The sequence below is a fragment of the Streptomyces sp. ISL-12 genome, assembly GCF_018614415.1.
Lineage (GTDB): Bacteria > Actinomycetota > Actinomycetes > Streptomycetales > Streptomycetaceae > Streptomyces.
The window spans coordinates 20,197-33,406 of record NZ_JAGGOO010000127.1; the positions used below are offsets into that span (position 1 = coordinate 20,197).

Below are 13,210 nucleotides of genomic sequence, written 5' to 3' on the forward strand. Positions count from 1 at the left end.
CGTTTTGGCGATACCTCCCGCCATCCCATATGCTTCTCACGTCCCCGACGCGCTGAGAAGCGCCCAGGCGGGCCGATAGCCCTCATCGTCTAGCGGCCTAGGACGCCGCCCTTTCAAGGCGGTAGCACGGGTTCGAATCCCGTTGGGGGCACGCAAGATCGTGTGCGACACTGTCGTACACACGCTTGGTCCTGTGGAGCAGTTTGGAGTGCTCGCCACCCTGTCAAGGTGGAGGCCGCGGGTTCAAATCCCGTCAGGACCGCCGAGGTACATGTGGATGTTTCACGTGAAACCTCGTGGCTGGGTAGCTCAGTTGGTACGAGCGTCCGCCTGAAAAGCGGAAGGTCGCCGGTTCGACCCCGGCCCCAGCCACCGCCGCCCCGACCAGGGCATGAGCCCCTCTCCTCGCACTACGGGAGAGGGGCTCTTTCGTGTGCGTGTGCCCTCGGGTCCGAACGGGCGGCCCCGGTTCCCCGTTCGCCAGCATTCGCCACCCTCGAACCCGAGCGTGCGCCACTGCGCTACCGGTTACCTTGCGAGAGGTCCGGCACATCTCTCTCCCGCGCGCCCGCCCGCACCGGGCGGGTCCCAACCCGGTTGGGGTCGTTGAGAGATGGGAGGTCGGACCGGATGCAGAGATCGACACGACGAGGACGGCGCCGCAGGGCGAGCCAGTTACCGGACTGGGTGCAGTTCGCTGCGCTGATCCTCACGGCGGTCACTGCCATCGCGGGGTGCGTCGAGCGCTTTGTGTGACGCACCGGGGGAAGTCCGGACGAACGGTTGGGCGGCAAGCGAGCCCGGCCGGTGTCTACTCGGCCGGACCCGCCTGTGATCCCGCGTGTGCGCCTGGCTCCGGGAGGTCGCCCGGAGCCAGGTCCCACGCGTCGGGCGGGAGCCTCGCGGCTCCTCGGCTCCACGACGAGGAAACCTCAAGTCACCAGGAGCATCAAGATCCCGCGCTGTTTCCATGATCACTACAGGTGGCGGACCACGTGGCGAACGATGGCGGTGGAGGGTGGCGCGCGCGCGTTCTCGCGTAGATCATCTGAAACGGGCTGGTCAGCGCCGTGAGGGGGGTGGCGAAACCTGGCGAACGGGGTCGGTGGCGTTCAGCGCGGCACGTCCATCCGCTGAGTCCCGATCACCGACAGGAGCCGCAGCGCCTCCTCCGCCGAGGAGCCGGGCTCGGCCGTGTAGAGGACGAGGTGCTGGTCCCGGTCGGTGATGTCGAGGACGTCGCAGTTGACGGTGACGGGGCCGACCATCGGATGGTTGATGATCTTGCGCAGGGTGGGCACGGCACGTACGTCGTGGTCGGCCCAGAGACGCGCGAACTCCGGGCTGCCGGAGACCAGGTCGTCCACCAGCGCGGCCACCTCGGGATCGTCCGGGTAGCGGGCGGCCACGGCGCGCAGCCGGCGGGCGGCGGCGTGGGAGAACGCCTCCGGATCGGCCAGGCCGTAGCGCTCCCGGCCCGTCGCCGGGGGACCGAGGAAGGCCCGGCGGACGAGGTTGCGCTGCTGCCGGGGCACGGCCGAGAAGTCCTCCAGGAGGGCGGCCGCCAGGTCGTTCCAGGCGATCACCTCGTAGGTCGCGGACAGCACCAGCGCCGCCGTCCGCGGCAGCCGCCGGATGAGGTCGAGGATGCTCCGCGGCACCTCGCGCGAGGGTCCGGGCGGAGGGCCGGGCGGGGCGCCGGCGAGGTGGTGCAGGTGCTCGCGCTCGGCGTCCGACAGCCGCAGGGCCCGGGCCAGACCGGCCAGCACCTCGTGCGACGGGCGCGGACCGCGGGCCTGTTCCAGCCGGGTGTAGTACTCGGTCGAGATGTACGCCAGCTGCGCCACCTCCTCGCGGCGCAGCCCCGGGGTGCGGCGACGCGGCCCGGCGGGCAGCCCCACGTCGGCGGGGGTGATCCGCTCGCGTCGGCCGCGCAGGAAGTCGGCCAGCTCTCGTCGGTCCATGCCGTCAGTGTGCGCGGGTGCGGACGGCCCAGCCAGGTACCGCCGGTGCCTGGATGGGCTCCGCCGGCCCGCGCAGGCTCGTCCTCATGGACAACTCACCCAGCCATGTGATCACCGACCGGGGCCTGCTGGCCGGCAAGGTCGCCTTCGTCAGCGGTGCCGGACGCGGCATCGGGGCCGCCGCGGCGCGGCTGTTCGCCCGGGAGGGCGCCCGCGTCCTGCTCGCGGCCCGCACGGAGCGGCAGCTCAAGGAGGTGACCGAGGAGATACGGGCGGCCGGCGGCATCGCCGGGTACGCGGTGTGCGACCTGGCCGACCCGGCCTCCGTACGGGCCGCCGTCGACCGGGCCGTGGAGCTGTACGGCCGCCTCGACGTGGCCTTCAACAACGGCGCGACCGGCGTGCCGCCCGGCCCGCTGGACCAGACCACCGAAGCCGACTTCGACCAGGTCTACGCCGTGAACCTCAAGGGCGTCTGGCTCGCCATGGCCGCCCAGGTCGCCGCCGTCCGGGCCACCGCCGGCAGCGGCGCCATCGTCAACACCTCCTCCGTCGGCAGTCTGCGCGGCAACCCCGCGCTGCCCTCCTACGGCGCGATGAAGCGGGCGGTCAACAGCCTCACCGAGTCCGCCGCCGTCACGTACGGCCCGGAGGGCATCCGCGTCAACGCCATCGCCCCCGGCACCACGCTGACCGAGATGATGCGGGAGTGGGACGAGCGCAGCCCCGGCGTCATCGACCGCCTCAACGCCCGCACCCCGCTGGGCCGCGCGGCCGCCCCCGAAGAGGTCGCCCAGGCCGCCGCCTGGCTGCTCAGCGACCGCGCCTCCTACGTCACCGGCACGGTCCTCCCGGTGGACGGCGGCATGCAGGCGGCCTGACGCGGGGGCGGCCGGCCCGCTCCGGGTAGGGACCCGGCATGACGAAAGCCCTGCGGAGCATCGACCCGGCCCTGCCGCGCGACCGGCGCCCCGAGCTGGTCCGGTACACGTCGTACGGGTCCAACACCCACCTCGGCCGGCTCTCCGCCTACCTCGGGGGCGGGCGCCCGCCCGGCGCCGGCCGGACCTACCCGGGCTGCCGCGACCCCTCACCGCCCGTCCGCTCCCTCCCCGTCGAACTCGACGGCGCGATGTACTTCGCCACCCGCTCCCCCGTCTGGCAGGGCGGCCGGGCCTTCTACGACCCCGGCGCGGACGGCCGGGTCCTGGCCCGGGCGCATCTCGTGTCGGTCGAGCAGTTCTCCGACATCGCCGCCCAGGAGATGTACCGGGAGCCCGGCGCGGACGGCGGCCTACCTGACCGGCGTACTGACCCGGGGGCGGGCCGTGCTCGGGGACGGGCGGTACGAGACGCTGGTCTGCGCCGGCCAGATCGACGGCCTGCCCGCCCTCACCTTCACCGCCCCGTGGGGCATGCACGACGTCCCCTGGCTCGCGCCCTCCCTCCCCTACGTACGGTTCCTCGCCTCCGGCCTGCTCTCCGCCGGGGCGTGGGACCTCCCGGCGGTCGCCGAGTACGTCGCCGCCTGCCCGGGCGCGGAAGGCCGCTGGTCGGCGGCGGAACTCACCGCGCTGCTGGCCCCGGAACGGTGAGACGGGAAAAGCGTTCGCCACTCTTTTCGCCGGGATGAGATCCTGGATCCCGTATGTCTACGCACCCTGCCCCCGCCCTCGGCGACCTCGCCCCCCGTCTGACCGAGCTGTCGCTGCGCGACGCGCACCGGCTCGGCCGCAGGCTCGAAGGCGCACGGAAGATCCGCAAGCCGGAGGCCCGCGCCGCCGTCCTCGCCGAGATCGAGGCGGAGGTCGACCGGGCCGAGGAACGCATCGCCACGCGCCGTTCCCGCATGCCCGCCGTCACCTATCCCGAGCAGCTGCCCGTCAGCCAGAAGCGGGACGCGATCGCGGACGCCATCCGGGACCACCAGGTCGTCATCGTCGCCGGTGAGACCGGGTCCGGAAAGACCACCCAGATCCCGAAGATCTGCCTCGACCTCGGGCGCGGGGTCAAGGGCATGATCGGGCATACCCAGCCCCGCCGGATCGCCGCCCGCACGGTCGCCGAGCGGGTCGCCGACGAGCTGGACACGCCGCTCGGCGAGGCCGTCGGCTGGAAGGTCCGCTTCACCGACCAGGTGAACCCGGACGCCACCTTCGTGAAGCTGATGACGGACGGCATCCTGCTCGCCGAGATCCAGACCGACCGCGAGCTGCGCGCCTACGACACGATCATCATCGACGAGGCCCACGAACGGTCCCTGAACATCGACTTCCTGCTGGGGTACCTGGCGCAGCTCCTGCCCCGGCGCCCCGACCTCAAGGTCGTCATCACCTCGGCGACCATCGACCCCGAGCGCTTCTCCCGGCACTTCGGCGACGCCCCGATCATCGAGGTCAGCGGGCGGACGTATCCGGTGGAGGTGCGCTACCGGCCGCTCCTGGAGGAGGACTCCGAGGACGCCGACCGGGACCAGATCACCGCGATCACCGACGCCGTCGAGGAGCTGATGGGCGAGGGGAAGGGCGACATCCTCGTCTTCCTCTCCGGGGAGCGGGAGATCCGGGACACGGCCGACGCCCTGGAAAAGAAGAAGTACCGGTTCACCGAGGTACTCCCCCTCTACGCCCGCCTCTCGCACGCCGAGCAGCACCGCGTCTTCCAGCCGCACACCGGCCGCCGCATCGTGCTGGCCACCAACGTCGCCGAGACGTCGCTGACCGTCCCCGGCATCAAGTACGTCATCGACCCCGGCTTCGCCCGCATCTCCCGCTACAGCCACCGCACCAAGGTCCAGCGGCTGCCGATCGAGGCGATCTCGCAGGCCAGCGCCAACCAGCGCAAGGGCCGCTGCGGGCGGACCAGCGACGGCATCTGCATTCGCCTCTACTCCGAGGACGACTTCCTCGCCCGGCCGGAGTTCACCGACGCGGAGATCCTCCGTACCAACCTCGCCTCCGTCATCCTCCAGATGACCGCCGCGGGCCTCGGCGACATCGAGAAGTTCCCCTTCATCGACCCGCCGGACCACCGCAACATCCGCGACGGTGTGCAGCTCCTCCAGGAGCTGGGCGCCCTCGACCCGGCGCAGAAGGACCCGCGCAAGCGGCTCACCGACACCGGCCGCAAGCTGGCGCAGCTCCCCGTCGACCCGCGGCTGGCCCGCATGGTGCTGGAGGCCGACAAGAACGGCTGTGCCCGCGAGGTCATGGTCATAGCCGCCGCGCTCTCCATCCAGGACCCGCGCGAACGCCCGTCCGACAAGCAGGCCCAGGCCGACCAGCAGCACGCCCGCTTCAAGGACGAGACCAGCGACTTCCTCGCCTTCCTCAACCTCTGGCGCTATCTGCGCGAGCAGCAGAAGGAGCGCGGTTCGTCGTCCTTCCGCCGGATGTGCAAGCAGGAGTTCCTCAACTTCCTGCGCATCCGCGAGTGGCAGGACATCTACACGCAGCTGCGCACGGTCGCCAAGCAGATGGGCATCCAGCTGAACGAGGACGACGCCCCCGGCGACCGCGTCCACCAGTCGCTCCTCGCGGGCCTCCTCTCCCACGTCGGCATGAAGGACGTGAAGGAGGGCGCCAAGAACGAGTACGTCGGTGCCCGCAACGCCAAGTTCGCGATCTTCCCGGGGTCGGCGCTGTTCAAGAAGCCGCCCCGCTTCGTGATGTCGGCGGAGCTGGTGGAGACCAGCCGCCTCTGGGCCCGCGTCAACGCCAGGATCGAGCCCGAGTGGGTCGAGCCGCTCGCCGGCCACCTGCTCAAGCGGACGTACAGCGAGCCGCACTGGGAGAAGGACCAGGCGGCCGTGATGGCGTACGAGAAGGTCACGCTGTACGGCGTACCGATCGTCGCCCAGCGGAAGGTCAACTACGGCCGGATCGACCCCGAGGTCAGCCGCGAGCTGTTCATCCGCAACGCGCTGGTCGAGGGCGACTGGCGCACGCACCACAAGTTCTTCGCCGACAACCGCAAGCTGCTGACCGAGGTCGAGGAGCTGGAGCACCGCGCCCGGCGCCGGGACATCCTGGTCGACGACGAGACCCTCTTCGACTTCTACGACCAGCGGGTGCCCGAACACGTCGTGTCCGGCGCGCACTTCGACTCCTGGTGGAAGCGCAAGCACCGCGAGCAGCCCGACTTCCTCGACTTCGAGCGCGAGATGCTCATCAACGAGAAGGCGGGCGCGGTCACCAAGGACGACTATCCGGACGCCTGGCGGCAGGGGCCGCTGAAGTTCCGGGTGACGTACCAGTTCGAGCCGGGCGCGGACGCGGACGGCGTGACCGTGCACATCCCGCTCCAGGTGCTCAACCAGGTCACCGACGAGGGCTTCGACTGGCAGATCCCGGGCCTCAGGGACCAGGTCGTGACCGAGCTGATCCGGTCCCTGCCGAAGCCGATCCGCCGCAACTACGTGCCCGCCCCCGACTACGCCCGCAAGTTCCTGGAGCGGGCGGTGCCGTTGCAGGAGCCGCTGACCACGACCATGGCGCGGGAGCTGAAGCGGATGGTCGGAGTGCCCTTCGAACCGGAGGACTTCGACTGGTCCAAGGTCCCCGACCACTTGAAGATCACCTTCCGGATCGTCGACGAACGGCGCCGGAAGCTGGCCGAGGACAAGGACCTGGAGGCGCTGAAGCTCCAGCTCCGGCCCAAGGCGCGCAAGGCCCTCTCGCAGGCCGCCGCCGCCACGGCCGAGCGGCAGGGCGGCGAGTCCCTGGAGCGCGCCGGCCTGACCGACTGGAGCATCGGCACGCTCACCCGCGTCTTCGAGACCCGCCGGGCCGGTCAGCCGGTGAAGGCGTACCCCGCGCTGGTCGACGACGGGGACACCGTCTCCGTCCGCCTCTTCGACACCGAGGCCGAGCAGGCGCAGGCGATGTGGAAGGGCACGCGCCGGCTGATCCTGCGCAACATTCCGGTCAACCCCGCGAAGTTCGCATCCGAAAAGCTCACCAACCAGCAGAAGCTGGCGCTGTCGGCGAACCCGCACGGTTCGATCCAGGCTCTGTTCGACGACTGCGCGATGGCCGCCGCCGACAAGCTGATGGCCGACTTCGGCGGACCGGCCTGGGACGAGGAGTCCTACCGGAAGCTGTACGACAAGGTCCGCGCCGAGATCGTCGACACCACCGTCCGCACGGTCGGGCAGGTGCGGCAGGTCCTCGCCGCCTGGCAGGCCGCCGAGCGCCGGCTGAAGGCCGTACGCAGTCCCGCGCTGCTGGCCAACCTCCAGGACGTGCGGGGGCAGCTGGACGCCCTGGTGAAGCCCGGCTTCGTGACGGAGGCGGGGATCCGGCGGCTGCCGGACCTGATGCGGTACCTGATCGCCGCGGACCGGCGGCTCCAGCAGATGCCGGCGGGCGCCCAGCGGGACACGGCGCGGATGGAGAAGGTCCACGAGATGCGGGACGAGTACGCGTGGCTGCTGGAGCAGTTGCCGCGGGGGCGGCCCGTTCCGCAGGCGGTGCTGGAGATCCGGTGGATGATCGAGGAGCTGCGGGTCAGCTACTTCGCGCACGCGCTGGGCACGGCCTACCCGGTCTCCGACAAGCGGATCGTGAAGGCGATCGACGCGGCGGCACCGTGACGGACCGCTGACGGAGGGTGAGTTCGACCAGGACGCTCACCCTCCTGTACAGTCCTTCTCGCAGCGCAACGCAGAGCGAGAACGAGTGAGGCGCCGCAAAGCCTGGTCCTGTGGAGCAGTTTGGAGTGCTCGCCACCCTGTCAAGGTGGAGGCCGCGGGTTCAAATCCCGTCAGGACCGCATATGAAGAGGCCCGCACCAGTTGGTGCGGGCCTCTTGGCGTTCCTCGGCGCACGGCCGGGCGCCCGCCCTTGACGCCGTCACATTCACTGGGTACCCCGGAAGCAGGGCCGCCTTCCCCGCGTGGCCCGCCGGAGGTGGCGTATGGCGGCATCGGTGAGGCACGAGACCCGGGCGTTGCTCCGGGCGCACCTGGCGGCCGCGTCGTCCTACGGCCATCGGACCCGTCACTGCCCGGTCTGCCACCGTCTGCTGCGGCTGGCGATGGATTCCGCCCCGCAGTCCCCGACAGGCCGTCAGAAAGGCGTGGAGGGCGGCGAGCACGCTCCCGGCGCATGACCGGCCGCCGGCGTCAACACCCGTGCGCCCGGGGGCCGATGGGAATCAGCCCTTCCTCTAGCGCACATATGCCACCGCCAACAACCCACCTGGCATGTGACGGGTGTCACCGTACTCATTTTTGAAACGGCGACGCTTACACCTCTCCTACAACTGGTCAATTTAATATGTGCAATTGTACTGACCTGAGGAGACCTTCACAGACGATCCGACAGCCCCGCCCAGACTCCGACAAGGCCGCTCACAGAACCCCCCGGCGGCCTCCGCCCCGCCCGTCATCAGGCACAAAAAAGATCGCGCTGGACCCGGCGGAGTCCAGCGCGATCGATGAAGCAGGTGGCGTGGGGCCTGTTGGGGCAGATCCCGCGTCGTGTGGAGCTGTTGGTTCCGGACGCCGCGGCCGGTTGGGGGACCAGCCGTTTCGTCCGTTTATGCGGTTGTTCAGGCCTCGCTGCGCTGCTGCGGGATGCCCGCGAGCAGTGCGCGCACCTCGGCCTCGCGGTAACGGCGGTGCCCGCCGAGCGTGCGGATCGACGTGAGCTTGCCGGCCTTGGCCCAGCGCGTGACCGTCTTCGGGTCGACGCGGAACATGGTGGCGACCTCGGCGGGGGTCAGCAGCGGCTCGGCATCAGGGGTGCGAGCGGCCATGAGCGGCCTCCTCGGGAGAACCGAACCTTCTCGGTTCTTTCCTCTAAATTCTGCACCTTGACCCGCGTTGCCCGAAATGGCGGACGCGAGTCGAGTCGGTTATAGGACGAACGGCTTGTCCTCGGCACTACAACTACACCATCTGTCCAGCCGCGTCGGCCAAACCGATGGAATTGCCCTCCCAGGTGTTCATCAGCGACGGATGCCGATGGACCATGCCATAGCGGACAGTCACGCCGGTGTGACGATCAGTCACACCGGCGATCAGGAGTCACCAGACCCCCTAAAGCACGCATTGCCGAGAATCCGCCCACAGTGCACCACAGCAGGACGGAAGGAGCCCTCCCCGGACTCCTTGTCCTATTTTGGCACGAGGAGGGGCAAGCGACGCAAGGGCGGGGATACGTGCGGTCCGTCACGCTTGAGTCATACGCCCGGATCGGGAATTACGTCCCACGCCGAGGTGACATCAGGAAGAACCGGGGATCACCCGGAGTGAGTGACGAAACCCCAAAACGGGCGTCACGTCAAACGTCAGTTCGCCGACCGCCGGTCACGGACCGCCCGCCAGCGCTCCACCAGCCGCCCGTACGCCGCCCCCGCGGCCGCCCCGTCCCCGTGCCGCAGGGCGTCGATGCCCTCGGCCACGTCCGCCGCGGAGTGGTCGTCCGCCAACGCGTCGGCCGGGACGGCGTGCACCAGGCCCCCGTAGTCCAGCTCCACCACGGAGCGCGGGTGGAACTCCTCCAGCCAGCGCCCCACGTCCATCAGACCGTCGATCAGCGGCCCCTCGTCCATGGCCTCCCGCAGGGCCCGCAGCCCCCGGGCCACCCGGCGCCGGGCCTGCGCCATCGGCGTGCGGTAGCGCAGCACCGGCGCCGCCTCGTGCGGGTCGCCGCCGCCCTTGTCGTACTCCCGCTCCTCGTCGGCGACGAGGACGAACCAGTTGATCGGCACCTGCCAGGTCGCCGTGCGGATCCAGGGGCGGGCGTCGGGGTTGCCCTCCAGCCAGCGGTCGTAGTCCTGGGCCGCCTGGCGGCGCAGGACCGGGGGGAGCAGGGCGTCCAGGACCGGCTCCGGGAAGTCCTCGGGCAGTTCCTCCAGCGCCTGCCAGCCGCGCAGCCGGGTGCGCCAGGGGCAGACGCAGACCACGCCGTCGGACTCCAGCACGAACGCGTCGGCGCTCTCGTGCACCGCCACCGGCACCGGCGGGGTGGGCAGCAGGTCGGCCAGGGAGCGGCGCAGTTCGTCCTGGTACGAGGGCAGGTCGGTGCGGCGGGCGTAACGCGTCCAGTGGCCGCGCTCCGGCTCGGGGAAGGCCGCCAGCGGCTCGTACACGCGCAGATACGCGGCGTACGGGACGATCAGCGAGGACACCTTGGGCACGCCTGCTCCCTCCCCCGCGCACCGCCGGGAAAACCTGCCGGGCCCGGGCAGGTGGGCGCGGAACCCCCGGCGCATCGTCCCACGGCGGTACTCCGTGCGGAGGTGATCCTCGGCACTGTGCGGCGGGCGGGCCGCGGCAGGGCCTAATCTCGTGCCACAGTCCCGCCACCCGTACGGGACCGCCTCCACCAGCCGCTACTTACTCAGGAGTCACCACCGTGACCGATGTGACCGGCGCGCCTGCTGATGTACTGCACACCCTGTTCCACTCGGACCAGGGGGGTCATGAGCAAGTCGTGCTCTGCCAGGACCGCGCCACCGGTCTCAAGGCCGTCATCGCCATCCACTCCACCGCCCTGGGCCCCGCGCTCGGCGGCACCCGCTTCCATCCGTACGCGACCGAGGCGGAGGCGGTCGCCGACGCGCTGAACCTCGCCCGCGGGATGTCGTACAAGAACGCCATGGCCGGGCTCGACCACGGCGGCGGCAAGGCCGTGATCATCGGGGACCCGGAGCGGGTCAAGAGCGAGGAACTGCTGCTCGCCTACGGCCGGTTCGTGGCCTCGCTCGGCGGGCGCTACGTCACCGCCTGCGACGTCGGTACGTACGTGGCGGACATGGACGTCGTCGCGCGCGAGTGCCGCTGGACGACCGGGCGCTCCCCGGAGCACGGCGGCGCCGGCGACTCCTCGGTCCTCACCGCCTTCGGCGTCTACCAGGGCATGCGGGCCTCGGCCCAGCACCTGTGGGGCGACCCCTCGCTGCGCGACCGGACGGTCGGCATCGCGGGCGTGGGCAAGGTGGGCCGCCACTTGGTGGGCCACCTGCTGGCCGAGGGCGCCCGGGTCGTGATCACGGACGTGCGGCGGGAGGCCGTGGCGCGGGTCACCGACGAGCACCCCTCGGTCCGTGTGGTCGCCGACACCGACGCGCTGATCCGGGTCGAGGGCCTGGACGTCTACGCCCCCTGCGCGCTCGGCGGCGCGCTGAGCGACACGTCCGTGCCGGTGCTCACCGCCAAGGTGGTCTGCGGGGCAGCCAACAACCAGCTCGCCCACCCGGGCGTGGAGAAGGACCTCGCGGACCGCGGCATCCTCTACGCGCCGGACTACGTGGTGAACGCCGGCGGGGTCATCCAGGTCGCCGACGAGCTGCACGGCTTCGACTTCGACCGGTGCAAGGCGAAGGCCGCGGGGATCTACGAGACCACGCTCGCCATATTCGCACGTGCGAAGGAGGACGGGATTCCGCCGGCCGCCGCGGCCGACCGGATCGCCGAGCAGCGGATGGCCCTGGCCCGCGGCCGGGACTGACCGGGCCGGGCCGGGAAGGCCGGTCGGGAGAGCCGCGCGGTACCGCCGGAGGGCCGGTTGGAGAGAACTCTCACTTCTTCCGGCGGGTCGACCGTGCGGAAGTGGTTAAAATCGCCGTTGACCAGCGAGGACGGGGCGCCTCGACGGTGGCGGACATGGGCACGTCCTCCGGGCGACGTACCGTATGGGCGTGGGCTCAGGTACCGTGGAAGCCCTACGGACCGGTCTCTCTGCGGAGAGCCCGTTCCGGACCATGAACGCGTGTCAAGACTCTGGGGCCGTCGAGCCCCGTCGTTGAGGGGGTCGAGCCATGGGGCGCGGCCGGGCCAAGGCCAAGCAGACGAAGGTCGCCCGCCAGCTGAAGTACAACAGCGGTGGGACTGATCTCTCCCGCCTGGCCGAGGAGCTGGGCGCATCGACGTCGAGTCCGCAACCGCCTAACGGCGAGCGGTTCGAGGACGATGAGCAGGACGACGACGATCTGTACTCCAAGTACGCCGACCTCTATGAGGACGACGACGAGGGAGACGAGGACGGACAGTCCTCACCGCAGCGTCGCGGCGCTTGACCTTGTACTGAACATTTGCCCGGTCGGTGACCTGTGTCACCGACCGGCTTCTGTGCTGTCCGTACGGTTCTCGCGGTCCCGGGGACGCGGAGTCACCGGGACCGCGGGCCGTCTCAGACGGCGTAGTCGCCCACCAGGGCGGCGCCGCTGTCGTGGTCGCCGCGCTCGGTGATCTCGCCGGCCACCCAGGCCTCCACGCCGCGGTCGGCCAGGGTCGCCAGGGCCACGTCCACGGACTCCTGGGGCACGATCGCCATCATGCCGACGCCCATGTTCAGCGTCTTCTCCAGCTCCAGGCGCTCGACCCGGCCGGTCCGGCCGACCAGGTCGAAGATCGGGGCCGGGGTCCAGGTGGCGCGGTCGACGGTGGCGTGCAGGCCGTCGGGGATCACGCGGGCCAGGTTGGCGGCGAGTCCGCCGCCGGTGATGTGGCTGAAGGCGTGCACCTCGGTGGTGCGGGTGAGGGCCAGGCAGTCCAGCGAGTAGATCTTGGTCGGCTCCAGGAGTTCCTCGCCGAGGGTGCGGCCGAGGTCGTCGTGGTGCGCGTCGAGCGCGAGACCGGCCTCGTTCAGCAGGACGTGCCGGACGAGGGAGTACCCGTTCGAGTGAAGCCCGGAGGCCGCGAGGGCGACGACCGCGTCACCCGTGCGGATACGGTCCGGACCGAGCAGCCGGTCGGCCTCCACGACGCCCGTACCGGCGCCGGCGACGTCGAAGTCGTCCGCGCCCAGCAGGCCGGGGTGCTCGGCGGTCTCGCCGCCGACCAGGGCGCAGCCGGCCAGCACACAGCCCTCGGCGATGCCCTTGACGATCGCGGCGACCCGCTCGGGGTGGACCTTGCCGACGCAGATGTAGTCGGTCATGAACAGCGGCTCGGCGCCGCAGACCACGATGTCGTCCATGACCATGGCGACCAGGTCGTGGCCGATGGTGTCGTAGACGCCCAGCCGGCGGGCGATGTCGACCTTGGTGCCGACGCCGTCGGTGGCGGAGGCGAGCAGGGGGCGCTCGTACTTCTTGAGGGCGGAGGCGTCGAAGAGGCCGGCGAAACCGCCGAGGCCGCCGAGGACCTCGGGGCGCCGCGTCTTCTTCACCCACTCCTTCATGAGTTCGACGGCGCGGTCGCCCGCCTCGATGTCTACGCCCGCGGCCGCGTAGCTGGCACCGGTTGTGTCAGACATGACGATGAGAACCTCTGACCTTTGTGTCGTACGGCAGGT

At 70.8% G+C, this 13,210-nt stretch carries 9 protein-coding genes, 4 tRNA genes and 1 pseudogene; 10 read left to right on the forward strand and 4 right to left on the reverse strand.

From position 1 onward, the window contains the following. The first annotated feature begins 78 nt into the window (after positions 1-78). The 3 genes from J7I94_RS30650 to J7I94_RS30660 all read left to right on the forward strand — a co-directional run bounded on the left by J7I94_RS30650 (position 79) and on the right by J7I94_RS30660 (position 372). Positions 79-151, forward strand: a tRNA-Glu gene (locus tag J7I94_RS30650). A 36-nt stretch (positions 152-187) separates the two neighbouring features. Beyond that, positions 188-262: transfer RNA gene (locus tag J7I94_RS30655), tRNA-Asp, on the forward strand. 36 nt (positions 263-298) lie between these two features. Next, positions 299-372 (forward strand) — tRNA-Phe (locus J7I94_RS30660). A 740-nt stretch (positions 373-1,112) separates the two neighbouring features. Here J7I94_RS30660 and J7I94_RS30665 read toward each other — a convergent pair. Further along, positions 1,113-1,964, reverse strand: coding sequence for a helix-turn-helix transcriptional regulator (locus J7I94_RS30665; protein ID WP_215172336.1), 852 nt, complete (start codon positions 1,962-1,964; stop codon positions 1,113-1,115). An 86-nt stretch (positions 1,965-2,050) separates the two neighbouring features. Between J7I94_RS30665 and J7I94_RS30670 the strand changes: the two genes are divergently transcribed. The 5 genes and pseudogenes from J7I94_RS30670 to J7I94_RS38755 all read left to right on the forward strand — a co-directional run bounded on the left by J7I94_RS30670 (position 2,051) and on the right by J7I94_RS38755 (position 8,075). Next, a complete protein-coding gene (locus J7I94_RS30670; RefSeq protein WP_215172338.1) occupies positions 2,051-2,845 on the forward strand; it encodes an SDR family NAD(P)-dependent oxidoreductase in 795 nt (264 codons plus the stop codon). A gap of 38 nt (positions 2,846-2,883) precedes the next feature. Beyond that, positions 2,884-3,559: pseudogene (locus tag J7I94_RS30675) on the forward strand (histone deacetylase). A 53-nt stretch (positions 3,560-3,612) separates the two neighbouring features. Then, positions 3,613-7,557 carry an ATP-dependent RNA helicase HrpA gene (hrpA, locus tag J7I94_RS30680; RefSeq protein ID WP_215172340.1) on the forward strand — a complete coding sequence of 1,315 codons (3,945 nt, stop codon included), beginning with the start codon at positions 3,613-3,615 and terminating at the stop codon, positions 7,555-7,557. 104 nt (positions 7,558-7,661) lie between these two features. Continuing rightward, positions 7,662-7,736, forward strand: a tRNA-Asp gene (locus J7I94_RS30685). Between the two features lie 144 nt (positions 7,737-7,880). Continuing rightward, positions 7,881-8,075, forward strand: coding sequence for a DUF6274 family protein (locus J7I94_RS38755; protein WP_251075976.1), 195 nt, complete (start codon positions 7,881-7,883; stop codon positions 8,073-8,075). Positions 8,076-8,516: 441 nt separating this feature from the next. On the opposite strand, the gene bldC is transcribed toward J7I94_RS38755, so the two are convergent. Together bldC and J7I94_RS30695 are read right to left on the reverse strand one after the other, a co-directional pair. Next, complete coding sequence (bldC, locus tag J7I94_RS30690; protein WP_215172342.1) at positions 8,517-8,723, reverse strand: developmental transcriptional regulator BldC; 207 nt, start codon at positions 8,721-8,723, stop codon at positions 8,517-8,519. A gap of 534 nt (positions 8,724-9,257) precedes the next feature. Further along, positions 9,258-10,109: a hypothetical protein gene (locus tag J7I94_RS30695; protein WP_215172344.1), complete on the reverse strand. Its 852-nt coding sequence runs from the start codon at positions 10,107-10,109 to the stop codon at positions 9,258-9,260. Between the two features lie 218 nt (positions 10,110-10,327). Here J7I94_RS30695 and J7I94_RS30700 point away from each other — a divergent pair, with 218 nt between their 5' ends. Next, positions 10,328-11,422 carry a Glu/Leu/Phe/Val dehydrogenase dimerization domain-containing protein gene (locus J7I94_RS30700; protein WP_215172346.1) on the forward strand — a complete coding sequence of 365 codons (1,095 nt, stop codon included), beginning with the start codon at positions 10,328-10,330 and terminating at the stop codon, positions 11,420-11,422. A gap of 310 nt (positions 11,423-11,732) precedes the next feature. Next, a complete protein-coding gene (locus J7I94_RS30705; protein ID WP_215172349.1) occupies positions 11,733-11,990 on the forward strand; it encodes a DUF3073 domain-containing protein in 258 nt (85 codons plus the stop codon). 113 nt (positions 11,991-12,103) lie between these two features. Here J7I94_RS30705 and purM read toward each other — a convergent pair whose 3' ends face one another. After that, positions 12,104-13,171 (reverse strand): phosphoribosylformylglycinamidine cyclo-ligase, encoded by a 1,068-nt coding sequence (purM, locus tag J7I94_RS30710; protein ID WP_215172351.1) that lies wholly within the window; start codon positions 13,169-13,171, stop codon positions 12,104-12,106. Positions 13,172-13,210 lie beyond the last annotated feature (39 nt).

Coding starts and splice junctions, on each gene's coding strand:
- J7I94_RS30665 (WP_215172336.1), bottom strand. CDS start 1,964: ATGGACCGACGAGAGCTGGCCGACTTCCTGCGCGGCCGACGCGAGCGG.
- J7I94_RS30705 (WP_215172349.1), top strand. CDS start 11,733: ATGGGGCGCGGCCGGGCCAAGGCCAAGCAGACGAAGGTCGCCCGCCAG.
- purM (WP_215172351.1), bottom strand. CDS start 13,171: ATGTCTGACACAACCGGTGCCAGCTACGCGGCCGCGGGCGTAGACATC.
- hrpA (WP_215172340.1), top strand. CDS start 3,613: ATGTCTACGCACCCTGCCCCCGCCCTCGGCGACCTCGCCCCCCGTCTG.
- bldC (WP_215172342.1), bottom strand. CDS start 8,723: ATGGCCGCTCGCACCCCTGATGCCGAGCCGCTGCTGACCCCCGCCGAG.
- J7I94_RS30670 (WP_215172338.1), top strand. CDS start 2,051: ATGGACAACTCACCCAGCCATGTGATCACCGACCGGGGCCTGCTGGCC.
- J7I94_RS38755 (WP_251075976.1), top strand. CDS start 7,881: ATGGCGGCATCGGTGAGGCACGAGACCCGGGCGTTGCTCCGGGCGCAC.